Origin of the sequence: Promicromonospora sp. NPDC060271 (genome assembly GCF_042726755.1) — a bacterium.
Taxonomy (GTDB): domain Bacteria; phylum Actinomycetota; class Actinomycetes; order Actinomycetales; family Cellulomonadaceae; genus Promicromonospora.
The window spans coordinates 1-14,207 of sequence record NZ_JBHXBG010000139.1; the positions used below are offsets into that span (position 1 = coordinate 1).

Here is a 14,207-nt window from a genome sequence, read left to right on the forward strand (position 1 = left end):
GGTGCGAACCCGCCGGTCCCGCCGGCAGCCGGCACTCGACGCGGGTCGTGGTCTTGTCAGGCTCGCGTGAAGCGGAGCGTGCGGACCTCGAACGGGCTCAGGTCGAGCGCGACGGCGCCGTCCGCCGTGACGTCCACCTCGCCGCCCTCGACGTCGTCCTCGATGAGGCTCACCGTGCGCGCACCGGACACCGGCGCGGCCACCGTGACCGTGCCGGACGCGCGGCGTCCGAGCGCCTCGTAGACGCGCACCACGAGGTCGCCCGAGCGGTCGTCGGCGAGCTTGACCGCGGACAGCGTGACTCCGCCGGTCACGCCGACCAGCGGTTCGAAGCCCGCCGCGCCGCGCAGGTCGCGCGGGCGCGCGCCGAACGTCGCGCCCGCCTCGGTGGCCGCCGCGGTGTCCACGCCCACGACGAGGCCGTACCGGTGCGTCTGGAGACCCTGGTCGGTCTCGGGGTCCGGGAACCGCGGGGCCCGCAGGAGCGACAGGCGCACCGTGGTCGTCACCGCGGGGACGCCGGGCGCCGGTGCCACGCCGTCGTCGGAGACCTCGCGGGTCACGTCGTACGCGTAGGACGAGTCGTTGACGAACCCGACGCCGAAGCCCGGCTCCTCCGCGAGCACCCACCGGTGCATCGAGGTCTCGAACTTGGCGGACTCCCAGCTCGTGTTGGTGTGCGTGACCCGCTTGTGGAAGCCGAACTGGGTCTCGGCGGCCACGTGCTCGGCCCGCACGTCGAGCGGGAAGGTGACCTTGAGGAACTTCTCGACCTCGTGCCAGTCGGTGCGCAGGTCGACCTCGAGCGTCCGGCTGCCCGGCGCGAGCGTGATCACCTGCTCCAGGCTGGAGGCCGAGAACTGGCGGTGCACCGTCACCACGGCCACGCCGTCCTCCACCGCCGCGGTCACCTTCTGCGCCTCGCGCAGGTCGGCCACCGAGTTGCGGTAGAACCGGTCGACGTCCCAGGCGTCCCACTTGTTCGGAAAGTCCTGGTGCAGCTGCAGCACGTTCGCCTCACGGCCCGGCGCGACGGCGTCGCGGCCGGTGGCCAGGTCGACGGCGGAGGTGACATGGCCGGCGACGTCCAGGGTGATCCGGACCAGGTCGTTGGCCAGCACCCAGCCGCCTTCGGGCAGCTCCGTGACCGTGCTGGCAGCGGCCGTCGGGGCGGACGCCGGGGCCACGCCCAGCGCGGGCACCCCCGCCTGCGCGAACACCGCGGGGTTGGCCCGCAGCGCCACGTCCCCCTCGCCGACCAGCGCCCGCAGGGAACGGTCGATGACGGCCTGCACGCCCTCGGTGATCGCCGCGTGCTGGGCGACGGCCTCGCGGTGCACCCAGGCGATCGAGGTGCCGGGCAGGATGTCGTGGAACTGCAGCAGCAGCACCTGCTGCCACAGGGCGTCCAGCTCCTCGTAGGGGTAGTCCGCCCCGGTCCGGGCGGACGCCGTGGCCGCCCAGGCCTCGGCCTCGACCAGGAGCTGCTCGTTGCGGCGGTTGCCCTGCTTGGTCTTGTGCTGCGACGTCAGCGTGGCCCGGTGCAGCTCCAGGTAGAGCTCACCCACCCAGACAGCGCTGTCATCCGTGCCGGACGCGAGCAGCTCCGCGCGTGCGCGCTCGAAGAACGCGTCCGGGTGCTCCCAGCGCACCTTGGCGCTGCCCTCGAGGTTCGCGAGCCGCTCGGCGCGGCCGGTCATCTCGCGGGTGGTGCCACCGCCGCCGTCGCCGTAGCCGACGGGCGCGATCGAGCCCGTGGCACGCCGCGACTCGCGGAACTGGCGGGTCGCCTTGCCGAGCTCCTCGCCCGAGAGCTCCGAGTTGTAGGTGTCCATCGGCGGGAAGTGCGTCAGCACGCGCGACCCGTCGATGCCCTCCCACCAGAACGTGTGGTGCGGGAAGACGTTGACCTGGTTCCAGGAGATCTTCTGCGTGAAGAACCAGTCGAACCCGGCGCGACGGACGAGCTGCGGCAGGGCCGGCGAGTAGCCGAAGGAGTCGGGCAGCCACACCCCGTGCGAGCGCAGGCCGAACTCCCGCTCGAAGAACCGCTGCGCCTGCGAGAACTGGCGCGTCAGCGCCTCGCCCGACGGCATCACCGTGTCGGACTCGACCCACATGCCGCCCAGCGGCAGGAACCGGCCCTTGGCCACGGCCTCCTTGATCCGCTCCCACACCTCGGGGCGGTGCTCCTTGACCCAGGCGTACTGCTGCGCGGACGACATGCCGTAGACGAAGTCGTCGGTGCGGTCGATCAGGTCGGCCATCGACGACGTCGTGCGCGCCACCTTGCGGATCGTCTCGCGCACGGGCCACAGCCAGGCCGAGTCGATGTGCGCATGCCCGACGGCGGAGATCTCGTGGGCGCTGGCCTCGGCGGGGCTGGCGAGCACGTCGGCGAGCGCCGCCCTTGCCCGGGCTGCCGTCTCGGGGATGCGCTGCAGGTCGAGCACGTCGAGGGCGTCGTCGAGCGCCTGGAGCACGCGCATGCGGCGCGGGCCGGTGGGCAGCTCGGCCTGGAGCTCGAGCAGCACCTCGACGTCGAGCGCGAGGTCGTACACCTCGGACTCGAAGACCGCGAGGTCGATGCGCCGGGTCGTGTACAGCGGGTCAGGGGACGACGTCGTGGTGTCACCCTCGGTGGTGCGCTCGAACAGGTTGTGCCCCAGCAGCACCGGGTTGGACGCCGCCTCGAGGAACAGCTCGACCCGCTCGCCGCCGGCCGCGGCGTCGGCCACGACGACGTGCTGGTTGCGCGGGTTGATGGACTTCACCGGGCTGCCGTCCGGCCGGTAGACGAGGGCCTCGGCCTGGAAGCCGGTGCGGTCCACGTCGAAGCCGAGGTCGACAACGGCCTCGACGGTGCGTCCGGCCCACTCGGCGGGCACCGTGCCCGTCAGCCGGAACCAGGTGGTGCCCCAGGCGGGGCCCCACGGTGTGCCCACCTCGTAGGGTTCCATGGCCAGGGCCAGACCCTCTCGCGGAGGGATCGGCTCCCCCGGCAGCGGGTGCCACTCGACGTCGAGCGGTACGGACGTCGAGTGGACCGCCGGCCAGATGCGTTCCGTCAGCACGCGTCGCGCGCGGCCGGTGGTCAGTGTGATGTCGTCGTGCATCGAAGGGCCTCCCCTGTGTCACCGTTGAACCCAGGCAGGCTAGCCCAGATGCGATGTTCACCCGCACCCCTGTCGGGATGGAAAGATGGAGCCCATGAGCTCCAGCGACGAGACCCACGCCGGCATCCAGGCTCCGGTGGGCACTGACCAGGCCACACGCGATATCGCCGAGGTCGCGGCAGTCGAGGTCATCACCACCGCCGCCGTCCACCTGATGAGCGCCGCCGCCGTGAAGTGCGGCCTGGCCGAGGGCGACGACGCCGAGGAGCTCAAGGACCTCGACGAGGCCCGCAAGCTGATCACCGCGCTCGCCGCGCTCGTGGTCGCGAGCGCGCCCGACATCGGCAACCAGCACGCCCGCTCGCTGCGGGACGGGCTGCGCAGCCTCCAGCTCGCGTTCCGGGAGGCCTCGGTGATCCCGGACGCGCCGGGCGAGGGACCTGGCGAGAAGTACACGGGCTCCGTCGTCTGATGACCGAGGTTTCCGTCCTTACGGCACCGGAACCCGCTCAGGCACCCGGGCGGCGGGGTGGCCGTGGTTCTCGCGTGCTCGCCCTCCTGCTGGTCGCCACCATCGCCGTCGGCGCCTACCTGTGGGTGACCACGGTCCGCTGGCAGCGCAACGCCGCCGACTGGCAGGACAAGGCGCACCAGTACGCCGAGGAGGTGGCCTCGCTGCGGATGCAGCTCGAGGGCGCCAACACCGAGCTGCAGGCCGCCCGCGACCAGCTCTCCACCGCCACGTCACGCATCACCGACCTGGCGAACGAGAAGGCCCAGCTCGGCGACGAGAACGTCGCCTCGCAGCAGTACCTCGACTACCAGACCCAGGTCAGCGCGGCCGCTGCCACCGTGGCCTCGGCGCTCGGGCAGTGCGTCTCGGGGCAGGAGGAGCTCGTCGGCTACCTCAAGGAGGCCGACCAGTACGAGGCGGCGGACCTGAGCCGCTACGAGCAGCAGGTCAACGCGCTGTGCGCGGACGCGGAGAAGGCGAACGAGTCGCTGCAGAAGGAGCTGCGGCCGTGAGGGCGGGCCGCTCGCTCGCGGGCCGCACCCTGCTCGCCGGCGCGCTCCTCGTTGCCGGTCTCACCGGTTCGCTCGCCGGCTGCGGCGTGCTGCCGCCCCTGCCGGAGCCGGTGCCGAGCGACATCGTGCCGTCGTCCCCGGTGGGTCTCTCCCCGGCGGCCGGCGGTGACGCGCTGAGCCCCGACGGGTTCGACGCCGTCGAGCGCATGGCGGTCCGTATCCGCAACGTGGGCTGCGAGGAGCTGTCGACGGGCTCCGGCTTCGCGATCGACGCCCACACCCTGATCACGAACAAGCACGTGGTCTCCGACTCGAAGGACCTCGAGGTCAGCACCTACGACGGGCACGACATCACGGTCGGTGCCACGTCGACGGCGGCGCTCGCCGACCTCGCGGTCGTGCGGACGACCGATCCCCTGCCGTCGTTCCCGGAGCTGGCCAAGGCCGACCCCGAGCCCGGCGACCCCGTCACCGTCGTGGGCTATCCGGCGGGCGGCGAGCTCACCGTGACGGAGGGCGAGGTCATGGGCACCACGCGGGACCCGCTGAACGCGAACCTCGGCGAGGTGCTGCTCACCGACGCCCAGGTCGAGCCCGGTTCGTCGGGGTCGGCTGCGCTGGACGACAAGGGGCGCGTGATCGGCGTCGTCTACGCGAAGACCGCTGACGACAACAGCCTGCTGGTGCCCCTGTCGACGCTGCAAGACATGCTGGCCGACGACAATGCCTTCACGCCGGCGAAGGGCTGCTGAGCCGACTTTGCCGAAGTAGAGAGCCTGTCCGAGCCTCCCGGTTGAGCCGGGGAGACTCGGACAGGCGCTCTACCTCGGCACGTTCGGGTCAGCGCGCGGCGCCGATCCGCAGCTCCAGCGAGTCCACGCGGGCCGAGATCACCTCTGACGCCGCCAGCCGGGCGTTGACCTGGGCCAGCACCGCGTCCAGCCCGGCGCGGTCCAGGCCCGGGTCCAGGGCGAGCACCACCGCGACCTCCGCCGTGCGGCCGGGCTCGGCGTGCGCTCGCACCACGTGCTGGACCGGGGCAGCCGCGACGGCCACCTCCGAGGCGACCTCCGGGTCCACGACGAGGCCGTCCTCGTGCGGGACGAGCGCCGGCCGCCACTCCTGCCCCTGTGCCAGCGCCCAGACGGCGGGCCGCGGCACGAGCGCCGTCGACGGCCCGGCGGGGTCGACGACGATGAGCGCCCAGTTCTCGTTCACCGCGGACAGCGCGGCGCGGGACGCCTCGACCGGCACCGGCCGCGCGTCGGCCCGCCAGGCCTGCATCGACGCAACGGAGGTGAACACGGGCAGCGCCCGGCGCCCGTCCGGGGCCTCCAGTGCCACGACGCCGGACGACGCCTCCTTGTCGACGGTGAGCCCGTCCGGGTTCTGCTCCGCGACCCCGAGCTCGGCCAGGACCGGCACCAGCACGCGGGTCTCGGCCAGCCGCGCGACGACGTCGCGCAGCGGGGTGGTCCCCGTCGTGCAGCCGGCGAGCAGCCGGGTCAGCTCGGCGTCGGCCGAGCCGTCGTCGTCCGCGAACTGGCTGGACGGCTGGATCGACTTCACTGGCCGGCCTCGGCGCCTGGGCGGCCGGCGACGTCGAGCGCCTCGGGCAGGGTGAACGCACCCGCGTACAGCGCCTTGCCGACCACGGCACCCTCGATGGTGCCGAGCGCCCGCAGGGCGCTCAGGTCGTCGAGCGACGAGATGCCGCCCGAGGCGACGACGTGCGCGGAGGTGCGCGCGGCGACGTCGGACAGCAGCTCGAGGTTGGGGCCGCGCAGCGTGCCGTCCTTGGTGACGTCGGTGACGACGTAGCGGGCGCAGCCCGCCTCGTCGAGACGGCCGAGGACCTCCCAGAGGTCGCCGCCCTCCTTGGTCCAGCCGCGTGCGGCGAGCGTGGTGCCGCGCACGTCGAGGCCGACGGCGACGCGGTCGCCGTGCTCGGCGATGACCTTGGCCGTCCAGGCCGGGTCCTCGAGCGCCGCGGTGCCCAGGTTGACGCGGCGTGCGCCGGTCGCGAGCGCACGCTCCAGCGACTCGTCGTCGCGGATGCCGCCCGACAGCTCGACCTGCACGTCCAGCTCGCCGACCACGCGCGCGAGCAGCTCGGCGTTGGAGCCACGCCCGAAGGCGGCGTCCAGGTCCACGAGGTGGACCCACTCGGCGCCGCCGGACTGCCAGTCCAGGGCCGCCGTCAGGGGGTCGCCGTAGGAGGTCTCCGAGCCGGCCTCGCCCTGGACGAGGCGGACGGCCTGGCCGTCGGCGACGTCGACGGCGGGCAGGAGCACGAGGCGGTCGGTCATGTCTCTCCAAATGTCTGTGGTCTGAATCGTTGAGTGCTGGATATGCGCCCCGCGACGCCCTCTGACAGGGCAGATATCCAGCACTCAACGGTGTGGGGTGGGTCAGGCGAGCGAGCGGAGCCAGTTGTCCAGGAGGTGGGATCCCGCGTCACCCGACTTCTCCGGGTGGAACTGGGTGGCCGACAGGGGGCCGTCCTCGACCGCGGCGACGAAGCGTCCGCCGTGCTCGGCCCAGGTGACCCTCGGGGGCCGGAACGTCCCGAGGGCGTTCTCGTCGTAGCCCTTGGTGAACGTCTGGGCGGCGTACGAGTGGACGAAGTAGAAGCGCTCGTCGGCGATCCCCTCGAAGAGGGTGGAGCCCTCGGGCGCCTCGACCGGCGACCAGCCCATGTGCGGCACGACGGGAGCGTCCAGCCGCTCGACGACGCCGGGCCACTCCCCGATGCCCTCGGCACGCTCACCGTGCTCCACGCCGGCGTCGAACATGACCTGCATGCCGACGCAGATGCCGAGGACCGGGCGGTTGCCGGCGAGCCTGCGGCCGACCACCTCGTGCCCGCGCACCGCCTTGAGGCCGGCCATGCAGGCGGCGAACGCGCCGACCCCAGGCACCACGAGGCCGTCTGCCTCCTGTGCGGCGGTCCGGTCGGCAGTCAGCGTGACGTCCGCGCCGACCCGCTCCAGGGCGCGGACGGCGGACCGGACGTTGCCGAAGCCGTAGTCGAGGACGACGACTCGCGCGCCCACGCTCAGGCCCCGTCCGTGCGGCCCTGGTCGGGCTCGCCCTTGCCCATGCCCTTGCGGGCCTTGCGCGCGGCGGACGTGAGCATCCGCACCGCCTTGAACTTGCTGATCGAGGTCGAGCCGACCACGCCGTCCAGGTCGGCCACGCTGGTCGCGCCCGTCAGCAGGTCGACCACGTGCTCGGGGGCGCCGCCCAGCACGAGCCCGGGGGCGAGCTCGTCGCCGCGGACGCCGTCGGCGAACCGGACCGCTGTCATCTGCTCACCGGTGCGGGTCACCAGGACGAGCGGGACGCCCCGCACGAGCTGGGAGATCGCCGCGGCTGCCTGTTCGGGCGCGTCGCCGGCGAGGTCCTTGAGGACGCCCACCGCGCCGACGGACGTGGGTACGGCGTCGAGGTCGAGCTGCGCGAGGGAGCTGGCCGCCGCGAGCGGCTCCGCCCCCGCGATCTGGGTGATGATCGCGGCGAACTCGGGCTCGCCGCTACCGGTGAGGGACGACAGGTCGTCCGGGATCTCGAAGTCGAGGTCGAGGTCGGGCAGGTCGTCGCCGGGCGGCGTGCTGCCGGAACGGTCGTTCTCGGGCTTGGGGCTGTCGGACATGGCTGCTAGAGCGCACCCTTCGTGGACGGTATTCCGTCGACCCGCGGGTCGATCGCGACGGCGGCGCGCAGCGCACGCGCCAGCGCCTTGAACTGGGCTTCGACGATGTGGTGCGGGTCGCGGCCCGCGAGCACCCGCACGTGCAGGCAGATCCCCGCGTGGTGGGCGATCGACTCCAGCACGTGCCGGGTCAGCGAACCCGTGAAGTGGCCGCCGATGAGGTGGTACTCCTGACCGGCGGGCTCGCCCTCGTGCACCAGGTACGGCCTGCCGGAGACGTCCACCACCGCCTGGGCGAGCGCCTCGTCGAGCGGCACGAGGGCGTCACCGAACCGGGAGATGCCCGCCTTGTCGCCGAGCGCCTCGCGCAGCGCCTCGCCGAGGCTGATGGCCACGTCCTCGACCGTGTGATGGGCGTCGATGTGGGTGTCGCCCGTCGCGTGCACCGTGAGGTCGATCAGCGAGTGCTTGCCGAGCGCGGTGAGCATGTGGTCGTAGAACGGGACGCTCGTGCTGATGTCGGTGCGCCCGGTGCCGTCGAGGTCGAGCTCGACCAGCACCTTCGACTCGGAGGTGGCGCGTTCGACGCGTGCTGTCCTGGTCATGGCTGTTCCTCTCCCTGCTCGTCTTCCTGCAGGACCTCGGTGAGCGCCGAGCGGAAGGCGGCCATCTCGGCGGACGTGCCGATCGAGACCCGCAGCCAGCCGTCGGGGCCGGTCTCACGGATCAGGACACCGCGGTCCAGCAGACCCTGCCACACGGCGTGCCGATCGCCGAACCTGCCGAACAGCACGAAGTTGGCGTCGGTGTCGGCGACCTCGAACGGTGCGCCGTCCGGCAGCCGCTGCGCGCGCAGCCAGGTGACCGTGGCGTCCCGCTCGGCGCGCAGCGTGGCGACCTGGGCCATGAGGGACTCACGGTGGCGCAGCGCGGCGCCGGCCGCTGCCTGTGTGATCGCGCTCAGGTGGTACGGCAGGCGCACGATCCGCAGCGCGTCGACGAAGGCGCGGGAGGCGACCAGGTACCCGAGCCGGGCGCCGGCCGCCGCGAAGGCCTTGGACATCGTCCGGGTGACCGCGAGGTTCGGGTACCGCTCCAGCAGCGCGACGGCGGACGGCGTGCCGGGACGTCGGAACTCCGCGTAGGCCTCGTCGACCACGACGACGGGGTGCGCGCCGTCGAGGTCCACGCCGAGCGCCGCATCGCAGACCGCCTCGACGGTGGCCGTCGGCAGCGCCGTTCCGGTCGGGTTGTTGGGGCTGGCCAGCAGGATCACCGACGGGCGCACCGCACGGATGGTCTCGGCGGCGTAGGCCGGGTCGAGCGTGAAGTCGTCCTCCCGGCGGCCCACCACCCAGGTCGTGTGCGTGTCCCGCGCGTACTCCGGGTACATGGAGTACGTCGGCGCGAACGACAGGGCGGTACGGCCCGGCCCGCCGAAGGCCTGCAGCACGTGCAGCATCACCTCGTTGGACCCGTTGGCGGCCCAGACGTCGCAGTGGTCGAGGCGCACCCCCGTCTCCAGGGTGAGGTAGTCCGCCAGGTCCTGGCGCAGGACCGTCGCGTCCCGGTCCGGGTAACGGTTCATCCCGCGGGCGGCGCGTGCCACGTCCTCCGCGATGGTCGCGACGACGTCCTCGCCGGGCGGGTACGGGTTCTCGTTGACGTTCAGCAGCACCGGGACGTCGAGCTGCGGAGCGCCGTACGGCTCCTCGTCCGCCAGCTCAGGGCGCAGGGGCAGCCGCACCGCGGACGCCGTGGCGCTGTCTTCCGCGCCGTGCTGGTCGACGGTGTTGGTCATCACCGCACCAGTCTACGAACCGCGCGGCGCGGACCCGGCACCCGTCCGCCCACCGGGCGGGTGGTGATGATCACCCGCACCGGCAGGGCGACGGCTCCCGGCACCCGCGCCGCGGGGGCGACGCACGTCACCGCACGCCCAGCACGAACGGGTACACCGCTGCCGCGCCGGCCTGGCGCAGCAGCCGGGACGCGACCGTGAGGGTCCAGCCCGAGTCGGTGTAGTCGTCCACGAGCAGCACGGACCGGCCCGGCAGACCCCGCAGCGCGCCCTCGCCGAGCTGGAGCTGCAGACGCCGGACCACACCGGCGAGCCGCATCGCGGAGTTCACGTCGTGGCGGCCGGGCTCCTCCTGCCCCGCGGCCGGGCCCACCGCACCGATCATCGGCACGCCCAGGTACTTGGCCAGCCCCGTGGCCAGGTGGTAGGAGAGCTGGGGCCGGCGGATCGAACGGACCGCCACGACGGCCTCGATCACGAGCGGGCCGGGCTCGGCCCCGCCCGGCACGCCGCCGCCGTCCGCTCCCTCGCCCGCCGCCTCGCCGTCCGCCACCGGCGGGCGCAGCGCGGGCCACTCGTCCAGGACCCGGGCGGCGGCGCGGCGCAGCGGCACGGGCAGCTCACCGTCGTTCGCGTTCGGGGCCAGCAGGTCGCGCAGCGGTCCGGACCAGCCGAGGCCGTCGAGCCGCGCGACGGCCCGGCCCGGCTCGGCGAGCTCGGCGGGCGGGATCTTGCCCTTGAGGTCCAGGCCGATCGAGGCCAGGCCCGTCGGCCACATCTTGCGGGGCTCGACCTCCATGCCCGGCCGGTCCATCTCGGCCCGTGCGGCGGCGACGGCCTCGGCGTCGGGCGCCTCGGGCAGGGCCATGGTGCCGCAGCGGTCGCAGCGGCCGCACTCCCAGCCCGGCGTCAGGTCGGGGTCGTCGAGCTGGGCGCGCAGATAGGCCATGCGGCAGCCCGGGGTGTTCACGTAGTCGACCATCGCCTGCTGCTCGGCGGCGCGAGTGGCGGCGACGCGCGCGTACCGCTCGGCGTCGTACGACCAGGGCTGCCCGGTGGCCTCCCAGCCGCCCTTGACCCGCCGGACGGCGCCGTCGACGTCCAGCACCTTGAGCATGGTCTCCAGGCGCGAGCGGCGCAGGTCCACTTGCGTCTCCAGCGCGGCCGTCGACATGGTGCCGCCGCCGGCCAGGGCGTCGAGCGTGGCCCGCACCTGCCCCTCGGCGGGGAACGCCTGCTCGCCGAACCACTCCCAGATCGCCTTGTCCTCGGTGCCGGGCAGCAGCACCACCAGCGCCTGGTCGACTCCGCGGCCCGCGCGACCCACCTGCTGGTAGTACGCGATGGGCGAGGACGGCGCGCCCAGGTGCACCACGAACGCCAGGTCCGGCTTGTCGAACCCCATGCCGAGGGCTGACGTCGCGACGAGCGCCTTGACGTCGTCGTTCTTGAGGTCGGCCTCGAGCTGCTCGCGCTGCGCCGGCTCCGTGCGGCCGGTGTACGCGGCCACCGCCAGACCGTGGCCGCGCAGCTGCTCGGCCACCTGCTCCGCCGCAGAGACGGTGAGGCAGTAGACGATGCCCGACCCCTCGATGTCCTGGAGCGCCTCGGCCAGCCACGCCACCCGGGTGGGCTGGTCGCCGAGCTCGAGGACCGCCAGGTGCAGCGACTCCCGGTCGAGCCCGCCGCGAAGCACCAGCACGTCCTCGCCGGCGTCCGCGTCGCCGTGCACGGCGAGCTGCTCGGCCACGTCGGCCGTGACGCGCTCGTTGGCCGTGGCGGTCGTGGCCAGCACGGGGATGCCCGCCGGCAGGTCGGCCAGGAGCGTGCGGATCCGCCGGTAGTCGGGGCGGAAGTCGTGGCCCCAGTCCGAGATGCAGTGCGCCTCGTCGATGACCACGAGGCCGGCGTCCGCCGCCAGGCGCGGCAGCACCTCGTCGCGGAAGCCGGGGTTGTTCAGGCGCTCCGGCGAGCACAGCAGCACGTCGACCTCGCCACGCGCGATCGAGGCGTGCACCTCGTCCCACTCGGTCATGTTGGCCGAGTTGATCGTCACGGCCCGGATGCCCGCGCGCGAGGCGGCGGCGATCTGGTCGCGCATGAGCGCCAGCAGCGGCGAGACGATCACCGTCGGGCCGGCGCCCCGGGCCCGCAGCAGGCGGGTCGCCACGAAGTACACGGCCGACTTGCCCCACCCGGTGCGCTGGACCACGAGCGCCCGGCGGTGGAACGCCGCGAGCGCCTCGATCGCCGTCCACTGGTCGTCCCGCAGCCGTGCGTCGTCGCGGCCGACCAGCTCGCGCAGTGCGGCCTCGGCCTCCTCACGCAGCGAGGCGCCTGGCGTCGCGGCCGCGCGGACGTCCGGAGCGGCTTCCTCCGCCTGTGCGCCGTCGCTGCCCTCCGGCACGTCCGGCGCCTCCCCGTCCGGCTCGTCCGCCACGGCCGGCGGCCACCGGCGGACGGGCGCCGCGGCCGCCACGCCGCCGTCGGGCAGCAGGCCCCGCAGCATCTGCAGCTTGGCCGCCTGCGCCTCGGGCGTGTTCCGCGCCGACGGCGGCAGCCCCGGGTCGCCGACGTCGATCAGGTGAGCGTCGTCCGGCGGCTCCTCCATGGCGAAGGGCAGGTCTGCGAAGGGGTCCTTGGTCACGTCATCGATCCTAGGAGCAGCCACCGACACCGCGAGCCGGTTATCCACAGCCGACGCGCTTGGCACACTATTCGCCGGAGATTCCCTGCGGAGTCCCTGCCCGCGCCGCCGCGTCGTCGGGCACGCTCACCGGACCCATCGACGCCGCCAGCGACGCGAGCAGCGCCAGCCGCTCCCCGCTCGGCGAGTCCGGGTCGGCGTGCAGCAGCACGACCATCTGCCGGTCGGTCCCGACGATCGACAGCTTCTCCATGTCGAGCTCCAGCTCCCCGACCTGCGGGTGCAGCATGCGGGTCACGTGCGGCCTGCCGAGGTTCACGTCGTGCCGCGCCCAGAGCGTGCGGAACCGCTCCGAGGCGAGCGAGAGCTCCCCGACGAGCCGTTCGGGGCGCTCGTCGTCCGTGTCCGTGCCGACCGCCTCGCGGAACCGGGCGACGATCTTCGGCGCCACGTCGGGCCAGTCCGGGTGCATCGCCTGCTCGGTGGGGTCGAGGAACAGGTCGCGCAGCCGGTTGCGCCCCACCCTGAGGGTCGGCGACAGCGCCTGCGCCAGCTCGTTCACCGCGAGCACGTCGAAGTAGCGACCCTCGACGTACCCGGGGATGCCCACCCGCTCCAGCAGCCGCAGCGTCCCGGCGGGCACCACCTCGCGGCGCGGCCGACGACGCCGCGTCCGCGGCGCGGGTGCCGCCAGGTCCAGCAGGTGCCGCGTGGCCGCCTCGTCCAGGAGCAGCACGCGGGCCAGCGACTCGAGGACCTGCGCCGACGGGTTGCGGTCGCGGCCCTGCTCCAGCCGCAGGTAGTAGTCGGCGCTGATGCCCGCGAGCAGCGCCACCTCCTCGCGGCGCAGGCCGGCCACGCGCCGCACGCCGCCGGCCGGCAGCCCGACGTCGGCGGGCCGCACCAGCTCGCGGCGCGCCCGCAGGTACTCGCCCAGCCGGGTCTCCGTGCTCATGCCCACCACGGTAGGCCGGGCCGCACGCGCGTGCCTGGTCCCCGTACTCCCAGGATCGCCCGGGCACTGCCTGTCCGCGCCGGGCCGCCGCACGGTGGAGACATGACCACACAGACGCTCCCCGGCGGCACCTTCACGCTCGCCGACCACCTGACCCTCAACCGCGTCGGCTACGGCGCCATGCAGCTCGCCGGCCCCGGTGTCTTCGGGCCGCCCGCCGACCGTGCGGCTGCGGTCGCCGTCCTGCGCGAGGCCGTCGCGCTCGGCGTCAACCACATCGACACCGCCGACTTCTACGGCCCGCACGTCACCAACGAGATCATCCGCGAGGCCCTGCACCCCTACGCGGCGGACCTGCACATCGTCACCAAGGTGGGCGCCGTGCGCGACGACGAGGGGCACTGGGTGTTCCGCCGCGAGCCGGACGAGCTCCGGCGGCAGGTCGAACAGAACCTCGAGCGCCTCGGCCTGGACACGCTCGACGTCGTGAACCTGCGCGTCGGCGGGTTCGCGGCCCCGGAGCCCGGGTCGCTCGCCCCGCAGTTCGCCGCCCTGGCCGCGATGCGGGACGAGGGCCTGATCCGGCACCTCGGCGTCAGCACCGTCACGGCGGAGCAGGTCGCCGAGGCGCAGGAGATCGCGCCGGTCGTGACCGTGCAGAACATGTACAACATCGCCAACCGGCACGACGACGCGCTGATCGACTCGCTCGCCGAGCAGGGCGTCGCCTACGTGCCGTACTTTCCGCTCGGCGGCTTCTCGCCGCTCCAGTCGGCGGAGCTGGACGCCGTGGCGGCCCGGCTGGGCAGCACCCCGATCGCGGTCGCGCAGGCCTGGCTGCTGCAGCGCTCGCCGAACATCCTGCTGATCCCCGGGACGTCGTCGGTGGCGCACCTCCGCGAGAACGTGGCGGCGGCCGGGCTCACGCTGCCCGCCGACGAGGTGGCCGTGCTGGACGCGATCGGCGCGTGAGACCCACGCGGCGCCGGGCGGGCGGACCCGAGATC

13 protein-coding genes are annotated in these 14,207 nt (G+C 73.7%); 4 read left to right on the forward strand and 9 right to left on the reverse strand.

Annotation, left to right across the window (positions count from 1 at the left end; all coding sequences use genetic code 11):
* Window positions 1-56: 56 nt before the first annotated feature.
* Window positions 57-3,116: an alpha-mannosidase gene (locus ACFWE2_RS19120; protein ID WP_377225797.1), complete on the reverse strand. Its 3,060-nt coding sequence runs from the start codon at window positions 3,114-3,116 to the stop codon at window positions 57-59.
* A gap of 94 nt (window positions 3,117-3,210) precedes the next feature.
* Between ACFWE2_RS19120 and ACFWE2_RS19125 the strand changes: the two genes are divergently transcribed.
* The 3 genes from ACFWE2_RS19125 (at window position 3,211) to ACFWE2_RS19135 (ending at window position 4,894) form a co-directional block, all read left to right on the forward strand.
* Entirely contained in the window at window positions 3,211-3,588 is a 378-nt protein-coding gene (locus ACFWE2_RS19125; protein ID WP_377225798.1) for a DUF1844 domain-containing protein, read from the forward strand.
* Window positions 3,589-3,662: 74 nt separating this feature from the next.
* Complete coding sequence (locus tag ACFWE2_RS19130; RefSeq protein WP_377225799.1) at window positions 3,663-4,142, forward strand: hypothetical protein; 480 nt, start codon at window positions 3,663-3,665, stop codon at window positions 4,140-4,142.
* The gene (locus tag ACFWE2_RS19135; RefSeq protein WP_377225800.1) at window positions 4,139-4,894 is read left to right on the forward strand and encodes a S1C family serine protease; all 756 of its coding nucleotides are present in this window, start codon (window positions 4,139-4,141) and stop codon (window positions 4,892-4,894) included. Before ACFWE2_RS19130 ends, ACFWE2_RS19135 begins: the two co-directional genes overlap by 4 nt.
* A gap of 88 nt (window positions 4,895-4,982) precedes the next feature.
* On the opposite strand, the gene ACFWE2_RS19140 is transcribed toward ACFWE2_RS19135, so the two are convergent.
* The 8 genes from ACFWE2_RS19140 to ACFWE2_RS19175 all read right to left on the reverse strand — a co-directional run bounded on the left by ACFWE2_RS19140 (window position 4,983) and on the right by ACFWE2_RS19175 (window position 13,200).
* On the reverse strand, window positions 4,983-5,711 hold the full coding sequence (locus ACFWE2_RS19140) for an SseB family protein (protein ID WP_377225801.1): 729 nt from the start codon (window positions 5,709-5,711) through the stop codon (window positions 4,983-4,985).
* Entirely contained in the window at window positions 5,708-6,451 is a 744-nt protein-coding gene (gene priA / locus ACFWE2_RS19145; RefSeq protein ID WP_377225802.1) for a bifunctional 1-(5-phosphoribosyl)-5-((5-phosphoribosylamino)methylideneamino)imidazole-4-carboxamide isomerase/phosphoribosylanthranilate isomerase PriA, read from the reverse strand. The genes ACFWE2_RS19140 and priA overlap by 4 nt, the downstream gene beginning before the upstream one ends.
* 102 nt (window positions 6,452-6,553) lie before the next feature.
* Window positions 6,554-7,198 carry an imidazole glycerol phosphate synthase subunit HisH gene (hisH, locus tag ACFWE2_RS19150; RefSeq protein WP_377225803.1) on the reverse strand — a complete coding sequence of 215 codons (645 nt, stop codon included), beginning with the start codon at window positions 7,196-7,198 and terminating at the stop codon, window positions 6,554-6,556.
* A gap of 2 nt (window positions 7,199-7,200) precedes the next feature.
* A complete protein-coding gene (locus tag ACFWE2_RS19155) occupies window positions 7,201-7,797 on the reverse strand; it encodes a hypothetical protein (RefSeq protein WP_377225804.1) in 597 nt (198 codons plus the stop codon).
* 5 nt (window positions 7,798-7,802) lie between these two features.
* Window positions 7,803-8,402 (reverse strand): imidazoleglycerol-phosphate dehydratase HisB, encoded by a 600-nt coding sequence (gene hisB / locus ACFWE2_RS19160; protein ID WP_377225805.1) that lies wholly within the window; start codon window positions 8,400-8,402, stop codon window positions 7,803-7,805.
* Window positions 8,399-9,598: a histidinol-phosphate transaminase gene (locus ACFWE2_RS19165; protein ID WP_377225809.1), complete on the reverse strand. Its 1,200-nt coding sequence runs from the start codon at window positions 9,596-9,598 to the stop codon at window positions 8,399-8,401. The genes hisB and ACFWE2_RS19165 overlap by 4 nt, the downstream gene beginning before the upstream one ends.
* A 127-nt stretch (window positions 9,599-9,725) precedes the next feature.
* The gene (locus tag ACFWE2_RS19170) at window positions 9,726-12,245 is read right to left on the reverse strand and encodes a RecQ family ATP-dependent DNA helicase (RefSeq protein ID WP_377225806.1); all 2,520 of its coding nucleotides are present in this window, start codon (window positions 12,243-12,245) and stop codon (window positions 9,726-9,728) included.
* A gap of 67 nt (window positions 12,246-12,312) precedes the next feature.
* Window positions 12,313-13,200 (reverse strand): helix-turn-helix transcriptional regulator, encoded by an 888-nt coding sequence (locus ACFWE2_RS19175; protein ID WP_377225807.1) that lies wholly within the window; start codon window positions 13,198-13,200, stop codon window positions 12,313-12,315.
* Window positions 13,201-13,302: 102 nt separating this feature from the next.
* Here ACFWE2_RS19175 and ACFWE2_RS19180 point away from each other — a divergent pair, with 102 nt between their 5' ends.
* Window positions 13,303-14,172 (forward strand): oxidoreductase, encoded by an 870-nt coding sequence (locus ACFWE2_RS19180; RefSeq protein WP_377225808.1) that lies wholly within the window; start codon window positions 13,303-13,305, stop codon window positions 14,170-14,172.
* Window positions 14,173-14,207 lie beyond the last annotated feature (35 nt).

What these genes read in the sequence shown, in the direction of transcription:
- ACFWE2_RS19120 (WP_377225797.1), bottom strand. Translation starts at nt 3,116, where the DNA reads ATGCACGACGACATCACACTGACCACCGGCCGCGCGCGACGCGTGCTG.
- ACFWE2_RS19125 (WP_377225798.1), top strand. Translation starts at nt 3,211, where the DNA reads ATGAGCTCCAGCGACGAGACCCACGCCGGCATCCAGGCTCCGGTGGGC.
- priA (WP_377225802.1), bottom strand. Translation starts at nt 6,451, where the DNA reads ATGACCGACCGCCTCGTGCTCCTGCCCGCCGTCGACGTCGCCGACGGC.
- ACFWE2_RS19155 (WP_377225804.1), bottom strand. Translation starts at nt 7,797, where the DNA reads ATGTCCGACAGCCCCAAGCCCGAGAACGACCGTTCCGGCAGCACGCCG.
- hisB (WP_377225805.1), bottom strand. Translation starts at nt 8,402, where the DNA reads ATGACCAGGACAGCACGCGTCGAACGCGCCACCTCCGAGTCGAAGGTG.
- ACFWE2_RS19165 (WP_377225809.1), bottom strand. Translation starts at nt 9,598, where the DNA reads ATGACCAACACCGTCGACCAGCACGGCGCGGAAGACAGCGCCACGGCG.
- ACFWE2_RS19175 (WP_377225807.1), bottom strand. Translation starts at nt 13,200, where the DNA reads ATGAGCACGGAGACCCGGCTGGGCGAGTACCTGCGGGCGCGCCGCGAG.
- ACFWE2_RS19180 (WP_377225808.1), top strand. Translation starts at nt 13,303, where the DNA reads ATGACCACACAGACGCTCCCCGGCGGCACCTTCACGCTCGCCGACCAC.